The organism is Cryobacterium sp. TMT1-62 (assembly GCF_004403145.1).
GTDB classification, from domain to species: domain Bacteria; phylum Actinomycetota; class Actinomycetes; order Actinomycetales; family Microbacteriaceae; genus Cryobacterium; species Cryobacterium sandaracinum.
The window spans coordinates 1-19,385 of sequence record NZ_SOGZ01000050.1; the positions used below are offsets into that span (position 1 = coordinate 1).

Consider the following 19,385-nt stretch of genomic DNA (forward strand, 5'->3'; position numbering starts at 1 on the left):
CGTTGCATCGTGTTGAGTGTGGTAACCCAATCGATACCGGAGGTCCTCACCTTTTTAGCTCACGCCACGCTCACAACCTGTGTGGGAACAACAGCTAGCGGACTGAGAGCTGACCGGGCGCCCGACGGACTGGGTCATGACTTTGGTGACACCCAGCTGAGGACACTCCGGTGCCTCCGACGAAGACGAGAATGCGTGATTAGAGTGTGCCGGCATCCATGAGGTCCTACTCGGTGCGGTTCGCTGCACAATCTGGATTTGGGGTTCACTCCTGGGATGCGCTGAGGGCGGCCCGGCCGCGCAGCACCAGGAGCTTGTAGGCAGCATCATCGATCTGCTCCAGCGTGAGCCGCCCGGTATCGACCGCTTCGACGATTCTGCCGATCAGAACTGTGACATCGGTGCCGTACCGCGCGGGATTCGCCGGCAGAACGGAGAGCAGCATGGTGTTGCCCGCTGCCAGGGCGGCGATCCCGTTCTCGGCCGGGTCGGCGTACTCCGGCAGGCCGAAGTCCTGGAGCATCAGCAGATCGTCGGTAATCGTGACGCCGTCGAAACCGAGTTCGGTGCGGAGGATCTCGTGCCAGGCCGGCGACAGGCTCGCCGGACGCGGATCGACGCTCGGGTAGGCCAGGTGGCCGAACATGATCAGCGCCGCGCCAGCCTCGATTCCGGACTGAAACGAAGGCGCCTCACGGGTCAGCCAGTCCTGATAGCCAAGCGGAGTCGACGGGATGCTTCGGTGCGAGTCCCTCGGCGCCGCCCCGTGACCGGGGAAGTGCTTGAGCGTGCTCAGAACCCGCGCACGCTCACCGGTGACCGCCGCAGCCACCCGGGCGGATGCCGACGCCGGGTCGGTGCCGAGCACCCGGCCGGCCAGGAACGAGCTCGGGTCGGCCGTGACGTCGGCGACGATGCCGAAGTTGACACTCACGCCGACGGACTGGAGCAGGGTCGACCGACTGCGGAAGGCATCCTCTGTGGCCGGTGCGGGGAGCGTCTGCAGCTGGGCAGCCCCGGGCGCCAGGTCGGCGGGCAGCCGGGAGACCTCGCCGCCCTCCTGATCGATGCCGATGAGCAGCGGGAGTTCCGGGTCGGGACTGAGGGCATCCGTCATTGCCCGCATTTCTTCCGGGGAGACCGGCACGTTGTCATCCATCAGGATGAGTCCACCGAGGCCGTTCGCCCCGGCGAAGGTGCGCAGCTCGGCCGCATCTGTTCCCGGCTGGTGCAGCATCAGTAGGCTGGCGACCTTCTCGGTCAGGGACATGGCGGCCAGGCGGCGAGTGGCGTCTTCGGCAACGGGGCCGGCCGACCAGCCGGGCCCGAGCGGGGCGGCAGTGCCGCTTTTCGCGTCTGTTCCGCGCGCCGCGGTGCAGCCGGAGGGGGTGAGGGCCAGCAGGGCCATGGCGGCGAGCGCCGCCAGGCGGCGGGCTGGGGCCGGGTGTCGTCGGCCGGAGATCACCGATCCAGGCTAACCTGCCGGCAGCTACCGCGGCGAAGCGCCCATCCGCTTCACCGCTGGCGGCGTTACAATCGGTCTTCGAGCGGGGAGGCGCGCATGCAGATGAGGGACATGGCCGGCGAGGCCGTGCTGATCGCCGCCGGCGGGCGGTCCATCCTCCTGCAGATCGCCGACCCGGCGATCGGCCACGGAATTGCGCACCACAGCGACTTCGCCTCCCGACCGCTCGATCGGCTGCGCGGCACCCTAACCTACGTGTACGCGGTCGTGTTCGGAACGCCGGAGGAGGCTGCCCGGGCACGACGCCGGGTCGATCACGCCCACGCCCCGGTGTCGGGCTTGGCCACCGAGGCTCGTCCGGCTTACACCGCCTTCACCCCAGAACTGCAGCTCTGGGTGGCGGCGACCCTGTATGACTCCGCCATGACCATGCGGGAGCTGGTCTACGGCCCGCTCGACGGAGCCACGGCGGACGCGCTCTACCGGGAGTACGCCGTGCTGGGCACGGCGTTGCAGATGCCCGCGGAGCTGTGGCCGCCCAACCGGGCCGCCTTCGCCGCCTACTGGGACCGACGCGTCGGCGAGTTGCAGACGGATGCCGCCACGCGCGCCGTGGCACGCCAGCTGCTGCATCCCCGCACCGGGCCGCTCTGGCTGCGGCTGATGATGCCACTGGGCCGGTTCGTGACCGTCGGACTGCTCCCCTGCTCGGTGCGGGAACTGTTCGACCTGCCCTGGACCGTGGGGGCGCAGCGCCGCTTCGACCGGCTGATCCGGCTGACCATACGTGTCTATCCCCGGCTTCCGCGCCGGCTGCGCCACTGGCCCAAGAACCACTACCTGCGCGCGATGCGGTAGTCGCCTGGGCTCGCGGTAGTCTGAGGGTTTCCCCAGCCTGAGGATTCCAATGACGCAGCACTCGGCCCCCGCCGCCCCGGGCACGCCCGACGGTCTCGACGCGATCGACCGGCAGATCGTGGCCGAACTCAGTCGCGACGGCCGCCTGTCGATGCGCCAGCTGGCCGTGCTCGTGCACATTTCCCGCACCACCGCGCACACCCGGATGCAGAATCTCGTGCGTCACGGTGTGGTCACTGGATTCGGCGCACAGATCGACCGCCGGGCGCTCGGGCTCAGGGTCTCCGCCCTTGTGATCGTCAAGATCGGCGATGTCTCCTGGGCCGAGATGGCCCGGCGCCTGAGTGAACTGCCCTTCGTCGAAAAAGCTCAGGCCGTGAGCGGCGACATCGACATCATCCTCACCGTCAGCGCTCCGGACCACGAGCAGCTGAGCCAAGCCATCCTGCGCGATATCCACAGCATGCCCGGCGTGATCTCCACCCGGTCCCACCTCATCCTCGAGGAAATCACCGGCCTGCCCCCGGCTCGCGCTGCGGACAGCTGGCGCTGAACGGTCGTTTTCCGCGGACGAATGGCCCGGCACGACGCCGCTTCGGACCAATCGTTCGTATCCGTCGCCGGGGCACCGTCGACGGCGCGGAGATGCCCCACCATTGCGACATGAGCCTCAATGTCGAGAGCCTGGTTGAGAGCCCCCTCGCCGCGCCGCGTCCCCTCCGCCTGATCGATGACACCGGTCGCGCCGCGCCACTCGATGAGGCCGGCGGGTTTGACCTGCCGGACCCGGCCACACTGCTCAATCTCTACCGGCGCATGGTCGTCGCCCGCCGGTTCGACGTGCAGGTCACCGCGCTGACCCGGCAGGGACGCCTGGCGACGTACCCGTCAGCTCTCGGCCAGGAGGCCTGCGAGATCGCCGCGGTCGCCGCCCTCGGCGCCGAGGACTGGCTCTTCCCCACCTACCGGGACAGCATCGCCCTACTGACCCGCGGCGTGCCGCCCGAGCACATCCTGGCCTCGTTCCGCGGGGACTGGCACAGCGGCTACGACCAGAACGCCCACCGGATCGCCCCGCAGGCCACCCCTCTGGCTACCCAGGCGCTGCACGCCGTGGGGCTCGCGACCGCGTCCAAGCTCAAACGGGAGCGCACCGTCGCACTGACTCTGCTCGGCGACGGCGCCACCAGCGAGGGCGACGCCCACGAGGCGTTCAACTTTGCTGCCGTCTGGCAGGCCCCGGTCGTCTTCGTGGTGCAGAACAACCAGTACGCGATCAGCGTGCCGCTGGACAAGCAGATGCGCTGCCGCACCATCGCCGACAAGGCCATCGGCTACGGGATGCCCGGCTACTTCGTTGACGGCAACGACGTCGCCGCAATGTACGCGGTCACCTCGTCGGCAGTGGAGAACGCCCGCGCCGGCCACGGCCCGACCCTGATCGAGGGTCTGACCTATCGGATGGAGGCACACACGAACTCCGACGACCCGAGCCGCTACCGCGATCCCGGGGATCTGGAGATCTGGCGACGCCGCGACCCGATCACCCGCCTGGACACCTACCTGTGCGAGATCGGTGCGCTGAGCGACGCGGAGCGTGCGGACATCCGTGCCGAGGCCGAGGATCTGGCGGCGGACACCCGCGAATGCATGACCCGGTCCGCCCCAGTGGATCCGCTGGAGCTGTTCGACCACGTCTACTCGACCCCGCGCGCCGCCCTGGCGGAACAACGAGCCTTCCTCGCAGCTGAGCTTGACGAGCACGCCGAACACGCCGAACACGCCGTCGCAGCATCCGTCGCCGCTCACTCAGGAGTCAACTCATGACGCTCCCCGACACCGCACCGACGCCCCTGCGCGCACCGGTCACTCTCACCATGGCAGCGGCGTTGAACGCCGCGATCCAGGACGCGATGCGCGACGATCCGACGGTCGTCCTGTTCGGTGAGGATGTCGGCCCGCTCGGCGGCGTCTTCCGTGTGACCGACGGGCTGTACGCCGAATTCGGGGAGAGCCGCGTGAGCGACTCGCCGCTGGCCGAATCGGGGATTGTGGGCACCGCGATCGGCATGGCCATGTACGGCCTGCGCCCGGTGGTCGAGATGCAGTTCGACGCGTTCAGCTACCCGGCGTTCGAGCAGATCGTTTCGCACGTGGCCAAGATGCGCAACCGCACCCGTGGGCGCATCCAGCTGCCCCTTGTGATCCGGATCCCCTACGCCGGCGACATCGGGGGTGTGGAACACCACTCCGATTCCTCCGAGGCCTACTGGACGGCCACGCCCGGCCTCACGGTGGTCTCGCCATCGAATCCGGCGGATGCCTATTCAATGCTCCGCGAGGCCATTGCTTGTGACGACCCGGTCATTTTCCTCGAACCCAAGAGCCGGTACTGGGCCAAAGCCGAGCTCAGCCTGCCTGTGCGCACCGCGCCGATGACCACTGCGGTCGTGCTGCGGGAGGGCACCGATGTCACGCTGATCGCCTACGGTCCGACCGTGAAAACGGCCCTCGCGACGGCCGAGCTGGCCGTCGCCGAGGGGCTCTCGATCGAGGTGATCGACCTGCGCAGCCTCTCCCCGTTCGACGACGAGACGGTGGGCGCCTCCCTGCGGAAGACCTCCCGCGCCGCTGTGCTGCACGAGGCGGCGCAGTTCGGCGGCTACGGGGCCGAGGTCGCCGCCCGGCTGACCGAGCGCAACTTCTACCACCTGGCAGCGCCGATCCTGCGGATCACGGGTTTCGATATCCCCTATCCCTCCCCCAAGCTCGAGCAATACTTTCTGCCCACTCCCGACCGCATCCTGACCGCCCTCGGAACCTGGGAGTGGAACTGATGGATCAGAATTTCATCCTGCCCGACCTCGGCGAAGGACTCACCGAAGCCGAAATCGTCTCCTGGCTGGTCGCCGTGGGCGACACCATCACCATCGACCAGCCCGTGGTGGAGGTCGAATCGGCCAAGTCCATCGTGGAGTTGCCGTCGCCGTTCGGCGGTGTGGTCGAGGCCCTGAACGGGGTCGCCGGCCAGATCATTCACGCCGGGCAGGTGCTGCTGACAGTGACGGATGCCGCCGAGGCCGACGCCGCACGGCCGACCGCTCGGACTGCTGTTAAGCCCGCAGCGATGGCAGCCGGGGTTCCGGTCGCGGAGGTCGACGGGTCGGCATCCGGTGCTGTGCTCATCGGCTACGGCACGAGGGAGAACACGGGTCCCGTGCGGCGCCCTGCCACTGCGCGCTTCGGCGTGCGACCCGGCTCAGCGGCTCCGGTCGTCGCGGCAATCGTCGAACCGGTCTCCGAGGTGACTCCGGCCACCCCGGTAACGGCTCCGGCCTCTCCGTCTTACCCGGCCGGCCGCTCCCCGGTGGTCTCACCGCTGGTGCGGCGTCTGGCCCGCGAAAACGGCCTCGACGCGACCCTGCTAATCGGCAGTGGGAGCAACGCGCTGGTGCTGCGCCGGGACGTGGAATCGGCAATCCGGGAACGGGCCGCAGCGGTTGAGTCCACACCGGTGGTCGAGCCCGCGGCACTGGCCCAACCTGCACCCGTGGCGGAGCCGGTCGGAACCCGGGCCGCGCCCACCGACGACATCCGGATCCCGATCACCGGCCTACGCAGGGTGGTGTCGGAGCGGATGACCACCTCGCGCCGGGAAATCCCCGAGGCAACCGTCTGGCTCGATGTGGACGCCACCGAGCTCTTCGCCGCGCGGGACCGTCTCTTCGACGCCACAGGCGAACGCTTCAGCGTGACCGCGCTGATCGCCCGGTTCACGGTCGCCGGACTGCGCCGGTTTCCGCTGTTGAACTCCTCAGTCGACACGGCCAGCCAGGAGATCCTCCAACGCGGTGCCATCAACCTCGGGCTTGCCGCTCAGACCCCGCGGGGGCTGATGGTGCCGGTCGTTCACGACGCCCACTCACTGACCACCCGCGAACTCCGGGATGCGATCGCCGGTATCGTGACCCAGGCAACGGATGGCTCGTTTCCCCCATCTCGACTCAGCGGCGGCACCTTCACCCTGAACAACTTCGGTGCTCTGGGTGTCGACGGGTCAGCCGCGATCATCAACCACCCCGAGGCCGCCATTCTGGGCATCGGACGGATGATCGAGCGCCCCTGGGTGGTCGATCACACCCTCGCGGTGCGCACTGTGGTCGAGCTGTCGCTGGTCTTCGACCACCGGGTCTGTGACGGAGGCACCGCCGCCGGTTTCCTCACCTACGTCGCACGCTGCATCGAGAACCCTGTGAGCATGCTCGCCGACCTCTGACCGAGCCGCAAACGGCCTCGACCCTGCTGTGGTGCCGCCTGGGGTCGAGGCGTGCGCCAGGTCGTCTACGACACGCCAGGACATCTCGTGGCAGGGGTTTCCTGCCGCTGGGGTTTGTTGCGGTCGACGCCCTCAAGTGCGAATCCTCACCGGGCGGGCTATCCGGGCGGACTATCTGGGCGGGCTATCCGGGCGCTCCGCCCGGCTGCGTTTGCTTCGGGCCCCGAATTCCGGGCCCGAGTGCGCTTAAGGTCCGGCTTGCGGGCAGCCTGGCGGGCCGTGCCGTTCGCAGGCGAGCGCGCTCGACTGCGCGCAGTTCGGCGCGACACGACAATCGAGCAAGTCTCTCGATATAACTCCGAGGCTGTGATCTGTATCGGAGTGCCATTCGGACACAGCAGACCCAGTGGATCGTCTCGCACGGCAATACGATCCGGCTCGATGGCAGAGCCCGCACAGTCAGCGCTGACAACACCTGAAGTCAGCGCGGCAAGCATGACAAGGTATGCCAGCGCTGCGACTAATCGACTGTTAGAACCAACCCGGTGGCCCTCCAGTGAATACCGAATCTGCCGGCGCGACGCGAGGACGGACTGGTGGAGCTAGGAGCGTGATTCTTACGCGAGCAGAAGGTCACGCAGGCCCAGACCGTTCATGGTGCGTTGGTTCGACCGGCGCCAGCACTTAACCCGACGGCGATAGAACTGTAGCCGTTGCGCATTCGAAACCGAACCAGCTTGTGCACTGGAACACGCGTGGAGCCGATAACGCGGTCAATCTCATTTCGACGGGACTTTCTCGGCGGAACACACTTCGTAGAAATGGACTTCCATGATCGTCAAAAATTCCGCTTTGGTTCTCGTTACCCTCGTCGGCCTCGCTACCGTCACCGGCGCGGCCGCACCATCACAGGCCGACATCGTGCCCGGCGAACCGCAGGATGCCGCCCACGCGCACAATGACTATGAGCATGAGCGTCCGTTATTTGATGCCCTCGAGCACGGATTCACCAGTGTGGAAGCCGATGTTTGGCTCGTAGATGGCGAGCTTCTCGTCGCTCACGATCTCGAGGATGTCCAGGCGGGGGTTACTCTCGAAAGCCTCTACCTGGATCCGCTCGACCGCCTCGTGGACGGCCGTGCTGGCAGTGTCTACTCTGGCTGGGATGGCAGCTTCCAACTTCTGATCGACATAAAGAGTGACGGCGAGAGTACCTACGCTGCGATCGAGGAAGACCTGGCTGAGCATCGCTCGATCATGACCAAGTACACGAACGGCAAAATCAAATCCGGACCGGTTGTCGCCGTGGTCAGCGGCAACCGCCCTCTAAAATCCATGCAAAATCTTGACTCACGATTGGCTTTCTATGACGGCCGCTCCGGCGACTTGACATCTGGAATACCAGCCGATCTCATGCCGCTGGTCAGTGAGAATTGGAACAAGCTATTCGTGTGGCAGGGCGTCGGTCCGATGCCGGAAAGCGAAAAGGTCAAGCTGCGCGAATACGTGCAGTCGGCGCACTCTCAGGGCTACCGCGTCCGTTTCTGGGGGACCCTCGATGTTCCGAGCGAAGCCCGCGAAGCGATCTGGACTGAGCTGCACGAGGCCGGCGTTGACCACATAAATACCGATGACCTCGCCGCGCTGGAGAAGTTCCTGGGGAGCCGGAGCTAGCGGAAATCGCCATCCACTCGCCTGGACCTGAAAGAAGTACTGTGAACACAGTAGAAATCGATCGGTGTCCCCAGTTCGCGAACGAATTCCGCGGTTAACGGCACTGGCCTCCACGGCAAAATCTCTCAACGGGCTGCTGGGAGATTCATGCGGAGACCGTTTCCAAAGGCCCTTTCCCCGAGACGTCGAAACGGTCCTTGTTGCCCGAAGTTGGGCAAGGCCTGTAGCTTTCGGAAATGACGACCGACCGTGTAAGGCCGACAGGGAACCACCGCCTACCCTCCTGGGCCGCGGGGTCGATGGGCGCCTACCTAGTGTCAGTCGCCGGGCTCATTGCGGCAGTGTCCGTGATGCGCGCCTTCGAACTGGGCGGCGGGACGGCCGCACCCGAAGCGATGGTTCTGCTCATCGTGGTACTGACGTTGCCGTTATCTACTGCGTACTATGTCGTCGGTTCACTGGGTTCATCGCAAGTGTCGGGGCCAGAAGATTTCGCCGTCGGAGCATTGACCATGAGCGCGGCGTTGTACTACTTGGGATTCTTTCTCTTGGCTGCCATTAACGCTGCCGTCTTCAGATGGATAGTTTTTAGCACTCGACGACGGCGGGCGAAAGCTCAGTCTGATCCCTAACGGTCAACCGACGCGCTAGGGCCCGCGGAGCCAGCGCGAAGCAGTGGCCTGGCGAGGACAAGCCCGCAAACCAGGCCAGCGAGGGCAACAGGGAAAGCCACCAAAGCGCTGAGGTGTGGGAACAGAGAACCTCCGAAAAACAAGGTGAGGCCGCCGACAAGGACAGCCGGGGCTGCGACGAGGGCGCAGGACCAGATGGGAGCGTGCATCGACCGAGCCCAGACCGCGGCAGCGAAGAGGGCGACCGAACCAACAAGAATGAGATTCTTCCCCACACGATCGCGTTCGAGAGCCCCACCGGTTGGCTCAAAAAAGAACGTTCTATCGAGACCTGTCCCCAACAGGACCAGCCCGACGAGGATGAGCGCGGACCATGCGACCAGGGCGGCAACCCAGAGTGAGAGGCGGACCCAGCTGGCTGTCATCGCTGCACTCATCTCTATTGCAGTCATGTGCGGAACCTGAAATCCGCCTTTTCGAAAGCCGCCGGTCGTCGAGTGTCACCTCGTCAGGTTCCCGCCCAACTGGACGCGTCAACCGCGGCCCCAAGGCCCGACCCTACTGTTCAGAATCGCTATCCGCACCGCCCAATTCGGGGAAGAAGCCTCGGCGTTGCCCGACGCTTTGATCTGACGATCCCGTGCAGAAGTTTCGCCCATGGGACGAATCTGACACCGGGCACCTGCTTCGCGCCTTCGGTGCCAACGATGACCTCGCAACCCAGGTCGGCGACACCGACCTGTCAACGCTCGAGCGCTGCCAGGAATTCATCGCACTTCAGCTCGCCCCGTCCAGCCCGTCCGTGCGCAACTTCGCAATCAGCGTCGACGGCAAGGCTGTCGGCAATGTGGGCATCGAAAACATGGAGCATCGACACGCCACCGGTAGGGTCTACTACTGGGTGTCCGCCGAGGCCCAAGGCCAAGGCCTTGCCTCATGCTCTCTCGCCTCGGCTACCCGCTGGGCATTTGAAAGGCGCGACTTGCTCCGGCTCGAGCTCGGCCACAGGGTCAACAACCCGGCGTCCTGCATCGTCGCACTGAAAGTGGGATTCAATATCGCAATCTCCCAGCGGGCTGCTGGCAGGTTGATGCGGAGACCGTTCTGCTATCGGTGTCTCTTTGCTCGGGCGGCGAACTCGTCAAGGACCTGAACGACGTCCTTGGCTAGCCAAATTCGATTTCGTCGTCCGTCTGTGATTTGGATCAAAATGTTGGCGTCAACAAGGCGGTCGATAGCGACCTGGGCATTGACGCTCGAAATACCGAGCTGAGCTGCGGCTGCGGCTGCGCCGATCACGGGTTGCCGAAGCAGAATACCCACGAGCCGGTGTACCGCTGAATCTCGTCTCGCGCTGATGCGCCCGCGCCACTCCACCTGCACGCTTTCCAGGTCAGCCACGAGGATTCGACCATTGTGCACCGCCGCGAACGACGCCTCCGCGATGGAACGGATGATCGGGGCGACATCCCCGGACCGGTATGCGCTCAGGGCATCGAAATATCGACCGGTGTCGTGAAGCAGCCCCGCGGAGACCGGAACAGTAACGTTTCGAGTGAGCCCTCCAGAACGCAGCATCGCTTGGATGAGTGCGCGACCGACCCTTCCATTTCCGTCGGGGAACGGGTGGATTGTTTCAAATTGCGCATGAGCGATCGCGGTCTGGGCAAGCACGGGAAGATCAGCTCGATTGGCGAAGGCAACAAGGTCCTCCATGAGCGCGGGGACGCGGTCCTGATGGGGCGGGACAAGCTGTGCGGTGTGCGGCCCAAAACTCCCGCCACCGATCCAGACCTGCTGGTCACGCCAGTGACCGACGATGTCAGGATTGCTTTGCTCTAGGAGGGCGCGATGCATCTCCAGGATGGCGTTGCCGTCGATCGACTCAGACAAGGCAAGTGCCGCTTGCATCGCTCGGACGTTGCCGACGATGAGCTGCGCATTCTTCGAGGCGTGCTCACCGAGCTCCGCCAAGGCGATCTGCCGAGCGCCGCTCGTGAGGTTCTCAATTTCGGAGCTGGAGGCACTCTCGGCTCGAAGGAGAATGGACGCAAATGGTGCAGCGATTTGCCCCACTTCTGCATCGAAGCGGGCAAGCTCGCTGGCGGCCTCTTCAGTCAGCGCATGCAACTCGCTGTCGAACGGTATGTCGAGATCAGAGATCAACGCGGGCACCGACGCCAAGTATGGACCTGACGCCAGACGCTTCTGGGCTCGTGAGCCATACTCATCCTGGACGCTTCGCCACGGCCGTTCTTCACAGCCGATCAACGGCCAGACCGACTCCTTCTCAAACATGGACATGTGTTGAGTATACCAATGCTTATTAGCATATCCATAGTTACGGATTCACTCTATCCTGACTGATTCCACTCGACTGCTCCGAAACCCTGCGAAACGCACTTTCCAAAGCCAAAGAAAAGTCAGTGAAGTGCAGCGCTAGCTGGCGGTGAATTCGCATCGCTCAATGGCGTGAATGAACGGGTGAGCACATAGGGGTTCTCGATCCGATCAACAGATCATTCTGACTGGCGTGTAATTCGTGACCTGCGCTCGGAGATGATTCGCGAGACGCCGACCGGTTGATTCTCCCTGTGCACGAGGGCGCGCGCGCGCGACGGGCGAACTGAAAACTCATCAGGGGAAGTGCGCTCACCTCGTTCCATCGTCACCTCAGCGCTCGAGGCAGTGGACGTGTTCGTCCGTTCGGAGGGGCCCGCCCCAAGCGCCTATGCCGAATTTCGGGACGACGTCGCGAGGTTCATCAGCAACCTGCTCGATGGACGCCCAACCGGCGGCATCAAGTAGGTCCCGCCGGGAAGGTATGCCACCGGCGGCTGCCGCACTGCAACCCGCCCGCATGAGGTTCCGTTAGAGCAAATGACGCGCGGGAGCCTGACGCTTCTTTGCCCTCCGGACCTGGTGGAGGATCGGCTCGGTGTATCCGTTAGGTGAGGATGCACCGTCGATGATGAGTTGGCGGGCGGCCAGAAACGCGAGCCCAGGCCCGGTTCTGCCGATCAGCGCTTCATAGGTCGGGTCATCGGAATTCTGTGCATCGACGACCGCCGCCAGTCGCCCGAGGCTGGCGTCGACATCCGTCTTGCTGATGACGCCGTGGGTGAGCCAGTTCGCGAGGAGTTGACTAGAAATGCGCAGCGTCGCACGGTCCTCCATGAGCCCCACGCCGTGAATGTCCGGAACCTTGGAACACCCGACCCCTTGATCGACCCATCGAACGACGTAGCCGAGGATCGACTGAACGTTGTTGTTCAGCTCGGTCAGGCGCTCCTCATCGCTGAGGTCTCGCTCGGAGAGAGGGAGGACGAGAATCGGGTCCAGGGCCTGGCGTGTCCGCCCGGCCAGTTCGTGTTGACGGGCGGCCACGTCGACCTCGTGATAGTGGATCGCATGCAGCGTCGCCGCTGTGGGAGACGGGACCCAGGCTGTGGTTGCACCGGAACGGGGGTGCGCAATCTTCTGCTCGAGCATGTCGTGCAGGAGATCGGGCATGGCCCACATGCCCTTGCCGATCTGGGCACGGCCGGGAAAGCCCGCCGCGAGACCGGCGTCGACATTCGCGTTCTCGTAGGCAGCCATGAAGGGCATGGAACGTATCAAGCCCTTGGTGGCCACTGGCCCGGCGTGCATGGAGGTGTGGATCTCGTCGCCCGTGCGATCGAGGAATCCCGTGTTGATGAAGACGATTCGCTCGGCGGCAACGGCGATACAGGCCCGCAAGTTGAGCGTCGTTCGCCGTTCTTCGTCCATGATCCCGATCTTCACGGTGAGTGGGGGCAGGCCGAGGAGCTGCTCCACCCGGGCGAACAGGTCGACGGTGAACGCGACCTCGTGGGGGCCGTGCATTTTCGGCTTGACGATGTACACCGAGCCGGTGCGTGAGTTGCCGCCGCGGGCCTCGCCGACGAGGTCGGGGAACGAACCGAGAACGGTCAGCACCGCGTCGAGGATTCCTTCGAACACCTCGGCGCCGGACGCATCCCGCACGGTGTCGGTCTGCATCAGGTGCCCGACGTTGCGCACCAGCAGCAGGCTTCGGCCGTGCAGCGTCAACTCGCCGCCGGTAGGAACGGTGTAGACGCGGTCGCCGTTCATGGTGCGCGTGAAGACGCCGGCGCCCTTCCTGACGGTCTCATTCAGTCTGCCGCGCATGAGTTCGCGCCAGTTGCGGTAGCCGAGTACCTTGTCGTCGGCGTCGACTGCGGCAACCGAGTCTTCGAGGTCCATGATCGTGGTGACAGCGGACTCGAGCACGATGTCCTGGATGCCCGCGCTGTCCGTGGCCCCGATAGGTGCGCTGCGATCAATGGTCACGTCGAAGTGCAGTCCGTGATGTCGGAAGAGCACGGACGACGGTTCCAAAGCCTCTCCCCTGTAGCCGACCAGCGCCGAGGGCGACGCCAGGACAGCGGATGATCCGTCTTTCAAAGCCACGATCAGCGCACCGTTCTCGACTCGGTAAGCGACGGCATCAGCGTGCGAGCCCCGTTCGAGTGGGATGGCCTGGTCAAGCAGAGCCCGTCCGCGCGCGATCACCCGTTCGCCGCGGACGGCGTTGTAGGAATCCGCCCGGGACGCACCGCCGTCATCGGATATCGCGTCAGTGCCGTACAGCGCGTCGTAAAGCGAACCCCAGCGGGCGTTCGCCGCGTTGACAGCGAACCGCGCGTTGAGCAGCGGAACGACAAGCTGGGGTCCCGCCTGCGACGCGATCTCCACATCGACGTTCGAGGTGGTGATGGTGAAGTCCCCGGGTTCGGGCGCGAGGTACCCGATCCTGGTGAGGAAAGCACGGTACTCACCGGGGTCAGGCTGGCCGGGGTTAGCCCGGTGGAAGGCATCGATCTGGGCCTGCAGGTCATCCCTGATGCCGAGCAACTCAGTGTTCCGGGGAGTGAGGTCGCTGATCAGCGTGCTCAGCCCAAGCCAAAAGGCGTCCGCGGTGATGCCGGTTCCCTGCAGCGCCTCGTTCTCGACGAACGCGGCGAATGAAGAGGCGACATCGAGATCTGCTCGTTCGACGCGGGCGGAGAGGCCAGCAGTAGGCGCTGGGACGGATGCTGTGGTGGGTGTGTTCATCGTTGAACTCCTTGGGCTAGTGCGGGTACGCCCGCTCGGCCGACTGTGTCTGGCCAGTCTCGCACCCCGGCGCCGCCGCTCCTTGACACACTCACGTCGGGCAGGTCTCGTGCAATAGGGTTCAATTATCCGGCAGACGCTTCACCCTCAGTTCGCCGCCTGGTCACAAACGCTGAATTGGGAACCTGATGCCTGAAGTTCGCGCACGCCCCAGTCGATCCGAGCGATTGGATGCGCTGCCGTTCACCCGGGAGCACCGCCGTGTGCTTGTGGGTTCCGGCCTGGGCTGGGCTCTTGATGCGATGGACGTTGGACTCATTTCTTTCGTTCTGGCACAATTGGCGGTGCAATGGCAAGTCTCCGACGTGGAGCTGTCCTGGATCGCATCCGCCGGGTTCGTCGGTATGGCCATTGGTGCAGTTCTCGGTGGTTTGCTGGCCGACCGTATCGGCCGACGCCAGGTTTTCGCTCTCACCCTTCTCGTTTACGGTCTCGCGACGGGAGCGTCGGCACTGTCCGAGACTGTGGCCGTACTCATTGCATGGCGATTTATCGTGGGGCTCGGTCTTGGCGGTGAGCTCCCGGTCGCTTCGACGCTCGTGAGCGAGTTCGCGCCTCCACGAATTCGCGGCCGCATCATCGTCATCCTCGAATCCTTCTGGGCCATTGGCTGGACCGTTTCCGCGGTCATCGGGTACCTGGTCGTACCGTCATCGGCCGACGGCTGGCGCTGGGCACTGGCTGTCGGAGCGGTTCCGGCCGTGTACGCGGTGGTCGTGCGCCTTCGGCTGCCGGAATCGGTTCGCTTCCTCGAGTCGCGTGGCCGCCTCTCTGAGGCGGAGTCGACCGTCCGACGTTTCGAAAAGTCCGCCGGAATCACCGCCGGACCCTATGATTCTGCGCGCCCCGCAAAGACAGGTGAGGGGCCGAACAAAACCGGTTCCCGGACACGCGTCACCGCGCTGTGGTCGCGCGGCCTGCGTCGCCGAACCGGTGCGCTGTGGCTGGTCTGGTTCTGCGTGAACTTCTCCTACTATGGCGCCTTCATCTGGCTTCCGACCATCCTGGTCGCGTCGGGATACTCGCTCGTTCGCTCCTTCGCGTACACGCTGATCATCACCGTGGCCCAACTGCCGGGTTATGCCGCTTCGGCGTACCTCATCGAGCGTTGGGGACGGCGCAGGACACTGGCCGTATTCCTTGCCGGCTCGGCACTTGCGGCGGCGTTATTCGCGGTAGCCGGCGATGCCACCCAGGTGATCGGTGCCGGCATGCTGCTTTCCTTTTTTAACCTGGGTGCGTGGGGAGCGCTCTACGCAGTGACCCCGGAGCTGTACCCGACCCGCATCCGTGCCACCGGGGCCGGCTGGGCAGCCGGCGTTGGACGGATCGCCGCGATCCTGGCTCCGCTGGCCGTGCCGATGCTGCGCGAGATGGGCGGGACCGCAATTCTTTTCACGGTCTTCGCAATGTTCTTCGTGGTCGCTGCACTCGGCGCTCTTGGACTCCCCGAGAAACGGGGCGAGGCTCTGGAGGACTGAAACGGCAGGAACGGTTGCGCGAGACACTGGGGTATGCCCGATCTGACTTTGCACGACGGCGGCGGTCGGTTTCCGTCTCCTCCTCGGCGTTAAAGGGGTAGGGGTTGCCGAAGAACGCGTCGAACCCGTGCACGGTGGGCAGGAACTCGTTCGGTGAAGGCGATGCCCTCGTTGGCAACCCGAAATATGGATGAGATTCGGTGGCCCCGAAGCATTGGAATTGCACCACGATTGGCTCCGGCCGCGGCCGCAGGACCACCAGGTGCTGGTGAAAGTAACAGCGGCTGCCGTCAACAACACAGACATTTGGACGCGCCAGGGAGCATGTGGGTTGCCGGAAAATCCCACGGCGCAGGCCGGCTGACTGGGTTCGTTTGATTTTCCGCGCATTCAGGGTGGGGATATCACCGGCATTATCGTCGAGGTGGGTCATGGTGTGACCGAAGAACTGTTGAGTCGCCGGGTGCTCGTGGTCCCGGCTATCTACGGATGCGAAAGCGAAAATGCGTCTCCGGTGGGGTACCTGGGTAGCGAGGCCGATGGCGGGTTCGCGCAGTACGTCTCCGTGGATGCCATCCATGCTCATGACGTACAGGATTCCCCGCTATCGGATGTGCAGCTGGCGTGCCTGCCTGTGGGCATTCGGCACCGCGATCGGAATGCTCGAACGTGCCAACGTGCGAGGCGGCGAAACCGTGCTCGTGACGGGAGCATTCGGCGGGGTTGGACGTGGTTGCTGACATCGCCGGTGGACCGGGGGTCTCCACCATGATGCCGATGATTCGGGACAACGGGCGCTGGGTGATCGCGGGTGCTGTGGCGGCGCCGGTGATCGACTTCGACCTCCGCCGCCTCTATCTTCACAATGTGCAGCTGATCGGATCCTCGATGCACACCCGGGTTCATTTTCGTCGGCTCGTCGAGCTTGCACGCGGCGGGCAGGTCAGTCCTCAGGTCAGCAGCACGTTTGCCCTGACCGAGATCGCCGAAGCCCAAACGGAGTTCTCCGAGCGACGACACATCGGCAAGATCGTCATCCTCTCCCACTGAGACCAACTGTTGGTACCCGAGGGAAAACTCTGATTGATGTACCAATAGTGCACTATCGTGCACTTATGGAGAAAAGTGCTGCGGAACTTGCGACCGCCATCGGTGTACGCGTCAAACACGAACGCCAACAACGTCGGTGGACTCTTGACCAGCTGGCGGAAGGCACCGGGGTGAGTCGCCGAATGCTGGTCAACATCGAGCAGGGTGCCGCGAACCCGAGCGTAGGGACACTGCTCCGGATCAGTGGCGCCCTCGGCGTGGGCCTCCCCGATCTGGTCGAACCGCCCCGATCGAAGCGGATGAAAGTTACCCGAAGGGGCGAGGGCACGGTGCTGTGGACCGGCGCGCACGGCGGGCGCGGAGTGCTCGTCGCGGGGACTGTACCGCCGAACGTCGTCGAACTGTGGGACTGGACCCTCGAAGCAGGCGATCGACATGTGAGTGAACCGCATACGGCCGGTACGAGAAAACTCGTGCAGGTACACCTGGGAACGATCTCGATTTCGGCGGGAGAAGAGACGATCACGCTCAACGATCGCGACGCGCTCTCCTTCCCCGGCGACGTAGCCCATTCCTGCGTCAACGCCGGCCCGCACGCAGCACGATTCTCACTGACAGTGTTTGACCCGGGCGTCGGCTCGGCTACCCGAACGGAACGCGTTGATGCCTGAGCAGACGGCCTTGAACACGTTCCTCGACGCCGCCCGAGTCGACGATGACGTCTTTGCGTTACGGCCCGATTACCGGGCGGTGTTGGTCGCTGTCGATGGACTCGAGCCCGGCCCGAGTGATGAGGCAAGCGAGGCGCTGCTCCTCGCGGCGGAAGAGGCAGCCCGCTCCACTCTCCAGCAACAGGCTGTCGAGGAGGTTCCGCACATTGCCGCGTGGCGCCAGGCGTACCGGGCGTTCGGTGCGAAGCCGCAGCGCACCCGCAACAGTCTGGAGGCGCTTATGCGCCGCGCGGCATCCGGGCTGCCCCGTGTGAATCGACTCACGGACCTGTACAACGCAATCTCGATTCTGTACGTGGTACCGCTCGGCGGGGAGGACCTGGCGCACTACGTCGGAGCACCACGCCTGATCCGCGCAACCGGGTCGGAACCTTTCGAGATCATGTCCGAGGGCGCATCCGTGACTGAGTATCCCGACGCCGGGGAGGTCGTGTGGACCGACGCGGGCGGTGTGACGTGTAGACGCTGGAACTGGCGTCAAGCACGTCGCACCCAGCTCACCGACACCACCACCAGCGCCCTGTTCATCCTCGACGCACTCGAACCGCTCGACGACGACGCACTATTGGCAGCAGCTCGGGAGCTCGAGCGGGAGCTCACTCGTCTCGGCTCGAACGTCCAGGTCGCGCAGCGCCGGCTCGGAGCAAACGCACTGTCCGGAAATGCCTGACATGAGCCAACGCAGCATCCCGATTCCCGCCTCGGCGCTTGGTGTCACGACCATGCTGTCTGTTCGGCTCGGCTCGGCACTCTCCGTCGACCTGATCACGACAGTCGGTGCTGCCGGAACGGCGGACTTGCTCTGAGGTACTGGCCTCACCCAACCCTGACGCGTAAGCGTTCGGCGATCAGGCACCGGAGGGATGGGTCCGGGTGAGCGATTTTCTCATCATGAGTCCTAATGCGGACCACGCGTCAACCTCACCGGTTTTTGGGTGCCCGGGCAAGTCCGTGAGTAGTCTCAACGCATGATTGTGCTGGGTGAGTTCGTCATCGGCTTGCTCGCCCTGATCGGCGTCACGGTGGTCGCGGTCGGCACCATTTCTGCCGACGATCGTCGGCGCATCCGCTCTGATGTTGATCTTCGCCGGGGATGGGCTACTCACGCGGCTCGACGATGGAATCCTGCTACTCGTCGGCGTCGTCTACACCGTGCTCATAGTGCCTGCCGCTCGCCGTGAGGCCGCTGTCGTTCGCACCGAGTCCGCCCGCGAGTCCGGCATCACGAAACGAGAGATATCTCCACTGCACAGCTGGGGCGCGACGTGCTCTGCTCGTCGTTCGGACCTGACAAGACGACGGGATGACCCGGTCTGTCACGCCCGACCAGCAAGCGTGTGGACAGGCCAGCGGCCGACTCGTGGGACGATGCCGTTGTGCGGATATTGATGAGGCTCAGGCGGACGTTCGACGTGTCTACCGCGGCGGCTTCGTCGGTCAATTGGTTTCAGGCACACTGTGGCTGATCGCGGCGGCCGTGGCGACTTGATTGTCGCCAGGCGCATCGATCGCAACGCTGTTCCTGGGTGGGATGCTGATTTTTCCCCTGACGACGCTCACGCTTCGAACCGCCGGCGGGCCAGCGGCATTGCCCAAGGGCCATCCGATGGCGGCGCTCGCGACGCAGTTCGCATTCACCGTCCCTTCGGGCATGCTCGTGGCCGTTGCCCTGGGACTGACCGAACCGAACCTGTTCTTCCCGGCAAGCATGATCATCGTCGGTGCGCATTATCTGCCGTTCGTTTTCCTTTACGGGATGCGTCTCTTCGCCGTGCTCGCCGGATACTGATCCTGGTCGGAACAGTGCTTCTCCTGTAACTACCGGTGGGCGCTCCGCTCGGCGGATGGTTCGCGGGTGCACTCCTGGTCGGTTTCGCGTATCTGCCGCGCGCGTCCTCAGAACGGCGTGGGCTCCCCTGACTGGGCATCCCGACCGGGTGGGGCGGGCGACGGTGTGGTCGACGCCGAGCGGATGACCGTGGCCGGCTCACTCACGAACGTGCGCCCGGTCGGCGACGTCCACTCAAGCGTGCCGTCACCGAGGTGCAACACCCGCCA

At 64.8% G+C, this 19,385-nt stretch carries 17 protein-coding genes; 14 read left to right on the forward strand and 3 right to left on the reverse strand.

Annotated features, from left to right (window positions below):
• Nucleotides 1-265 precede the first annotated feature (265 nt).
• Nucleotides 266-1,465 (reverse strand): glycoside hydrolase family 3 N-terminal domain-containing protein, encoded by a 1,200-nt coding sequence (locus tag E3T34_RS15275; RefSeq protein WP_241977430.1) that lies wholly within the window; start codon nt 1,463-1,465, stop codon nt 266-268.
• A 96-nt stretch (nt 1,466-1,561) separates the two neighbouring features.
• Here E3T34_RS15275 and E3T34_RS15280 point away from each other — a divergent pair, with 96 nt between their 5' ends.
• The 7 genes from E3T34_RS15280 (at nt 1,562) to E3T34_RS15310 (ending at nt 10,058) form a co-directional block, all read left to right on the forward strand.
• The gene (locus E3T34_RS15280) at nt 1,562-2,323 is read left to right on the forward strand and encodes an oxygenase MpaB family protein (RefSeq protein ID WP_241976868.1); all 762 of its coding nucleotides are present in this window, start codon (nt 1,562-1,564) and stop codon (nt 2,321-2,323) included.
• Between the two features lie 49 nt (nt 2,324-2,372).
• Nucleotides 2,373-2,876 (forward strand): Lrp/AsnC family transcriptional regulator, encoded by a 504-nt coding sequence (locus E3T34_RS15285; protein ID WP_104099599.1) that lies wholly within the window; start codon nt 2,373-2,375, stop codon nt 2,874-2,876.
• A 110-nt stretch (nt 2,877-2,986) separates the two neighbouring features.
• Complete coding sequence (gene pdhA, locus E3T34_RS15290) at nt 2,987-4,150, forward strand: pyruvate dehydrogenase (acetyl-transferring) E1 component subunit alpha (protein WP_134343467.1); 1,164 nt, start codon at nt 2,987-2,989, stop codon at nt 4,148-4,150.
• Nucleotides 4,147-5,160 carry an alpha-ketoacid dehydrogenase subunit beta gene (locus tag E3T34_RS15295; RefSeq protein ID WP_134343468.1) on the forward strand — a complete coding sequence of 338 codons (1,014 nt, stop codon included), beginning with the start codon at nt 4,147-4,149 and terminating at the stop codon, nt 5,158-5,160. Before pdhA ends, E3T34_RS15295 begins: the two co-directional genes overlap by 4 nt.
• The gene (locus E3T34_RS15300) at nt 5,160-6,599 is read left to right on the forward strand and encodes a dihydrolipoamide acetyltransferase family protein (RefSeq protein WP_134343469.1); all 1,440 of its coding nucleotides are present in this window, start codon (nt 5,160-5,162) and stop codon (nt 6,597-6,599) included. The genes E3T34_RS15295 and E3T34_RS15300 overlap by 1 nt, the downstream gene beginning before the upstream one ends.
• A gap of 831 nt (nt 6,600-7,430) precedes the next feature.
• Nucleotides 7,431-8,273 (forward strand): phosphatidylinositol-specific phospholipase C/glycerophosphodiester phosphodiesterase family protein, encoded by an 843-nt coding sequence (locus E3T34_RS15305; RefSeq protein ID WP_104099596.1) that lies wholly within the window; start codon nt 7,431-7,433, stop codon nt 8,271-8,273.
• 1,272 nt (nt 8,274-9,545) lie between these two features.
• Nucleotides 9,546-10,058 carry a GNAT family N-acetyltransferase gene (locus E3T34_RS15310; protein WP_134343470.1) on the forward strand — a complete coding sequence of 171 codons (513 nt, stop codon included), beginning with the start codon at nt 9,546-9,548 and terminating at the stop codon, nt 10,056-10,058.
• Here E3T34_RS15310 and E3T34_RS15315 read toward each other — a convergent pair.
• Together E3T34_RS15315 and E3T34_RS15320 are read right to left on the reverse strand one after the other, a co-directional pair.
• Nucleotides 10,013-11,209, reverse strand: coding sequence for a Fic family protein (locus E3T34_RS15315; RefSeq protein WP_134343471.1), 1,197 nt, complete (start codon nt 11,207-11,209; stop codon nt 10,013-10,015). The genes E3T34_RS15310 and E3T34_RS15315 overlap by 46 nt on opposite strands.
• 567 nt (nt 11,210-11,776) lie before the next feature.
• A complete protein-coding gene (locus E3T34_RS15320) occupies nt 11,777-14,005 on the reverse strand; it encodes a malate synthase G (protein ID WP_134343472.1) in 2,229 nt (742 codons plus the stop codon).
• Nucleotides 14,006-14,193: 188 nt separating this feature from the next.
• On the opposite strand from E3T34_RS15320, the gene E3T34_RS15325 reads away from it, so the two are divergent.
• From E3T34_RS15325 to E3T34_RS15350, 7 genes are all read left to right on the forward strand, one after another.
• Nucleotides 14,194-15,546 carry an MFS transporter gene (locus tag E3T34_RS15325; RefSeq protein ID WP_104099590.1) on the forward strand — a complete coding sequence of 451 codons (1,353 nt, stop codon included), beginning with the start codon at nt 14,194-14,196 and terminating at the stop codon, nt 15,544-15,546.
• Nucleotides 15,547-15,934: 388 nt separating this feature from the next.
• Nucleotides 15,935-16,318 (forward strand): hypothetical protein, encoded by a 384-nt coding sequence (locus E3T34_RS17030; protein WP_370327748.1) that lies wholly within the window; start codon nt 15,935-15,937, stop codon nt 16,316-16,318.
• Nucleotides 16,276-16,596, forward strand: coding sequence for a zinc-binding dehydrogenase (locus E3T34_RS16195; protein ID WP_198412298.1), 321 nt, complete (start codon nt 16,276-16,278; stop codon nt 16,594-16,596). The genes E3T34_RS17030 and E3T34_RS16195 overlap by 43 nt, the downstream gene beginning before the upstream one ends.
• A 65-nt stretch (nt 16,597-16,661) precedes the next feature.
• Entirely contained in the window at nt 16,662-17,267 is a 606-nt protein-coding gene (locus E3T34_RS15340; protein WP_174843146.1) for a helix-turn-helix domain-containing protein, read from the forward strand.
• Complete coding sequence (locus tag E3T34_RS15345; RefSeq protein WP_134343475.1) at nt 17,260-17,997, forward strand: B3/4 domain-containing protein; 738 nt, start codon at nt 17,260-17,262, stop codon at nt 17,995-17,997. The genes E3T34_RS15340 and E3T34_RS15345 overlap by 8 nt, the downstream gene beginning before the upstream one ends.
• Complete coding sequence (locus E3T34_RS15950; protein WP_166784987.1) at nt 17,990-18,133, forward strand: hypothetical protein; 144 nt, start codon at nt 17,990-17,992, stop codon at nt 18,131-18,133. Before E3T34_RS15345 ends, E3T34_RS15950 begins: the two co-directional genes overlap by 8 nt.
• Before the next feature lie 683 nt (nt 18,134-18,816).
• Nucleotides 18,817-19,116 carry a hypothetical protein gene (locus tag E3T34_RS15350; RefSeq protein ID WP_134343476.1) on the forward strand — a complete coding sequence of 100 codons (300 nt, stop codon included), beginning with the start codon at nt 18,817-18,819 and terminating at the stop codon, nt 19,114-19,116.
• Nucleotides 19,117-19,385 lie beyond the last annotated feature (269 nt).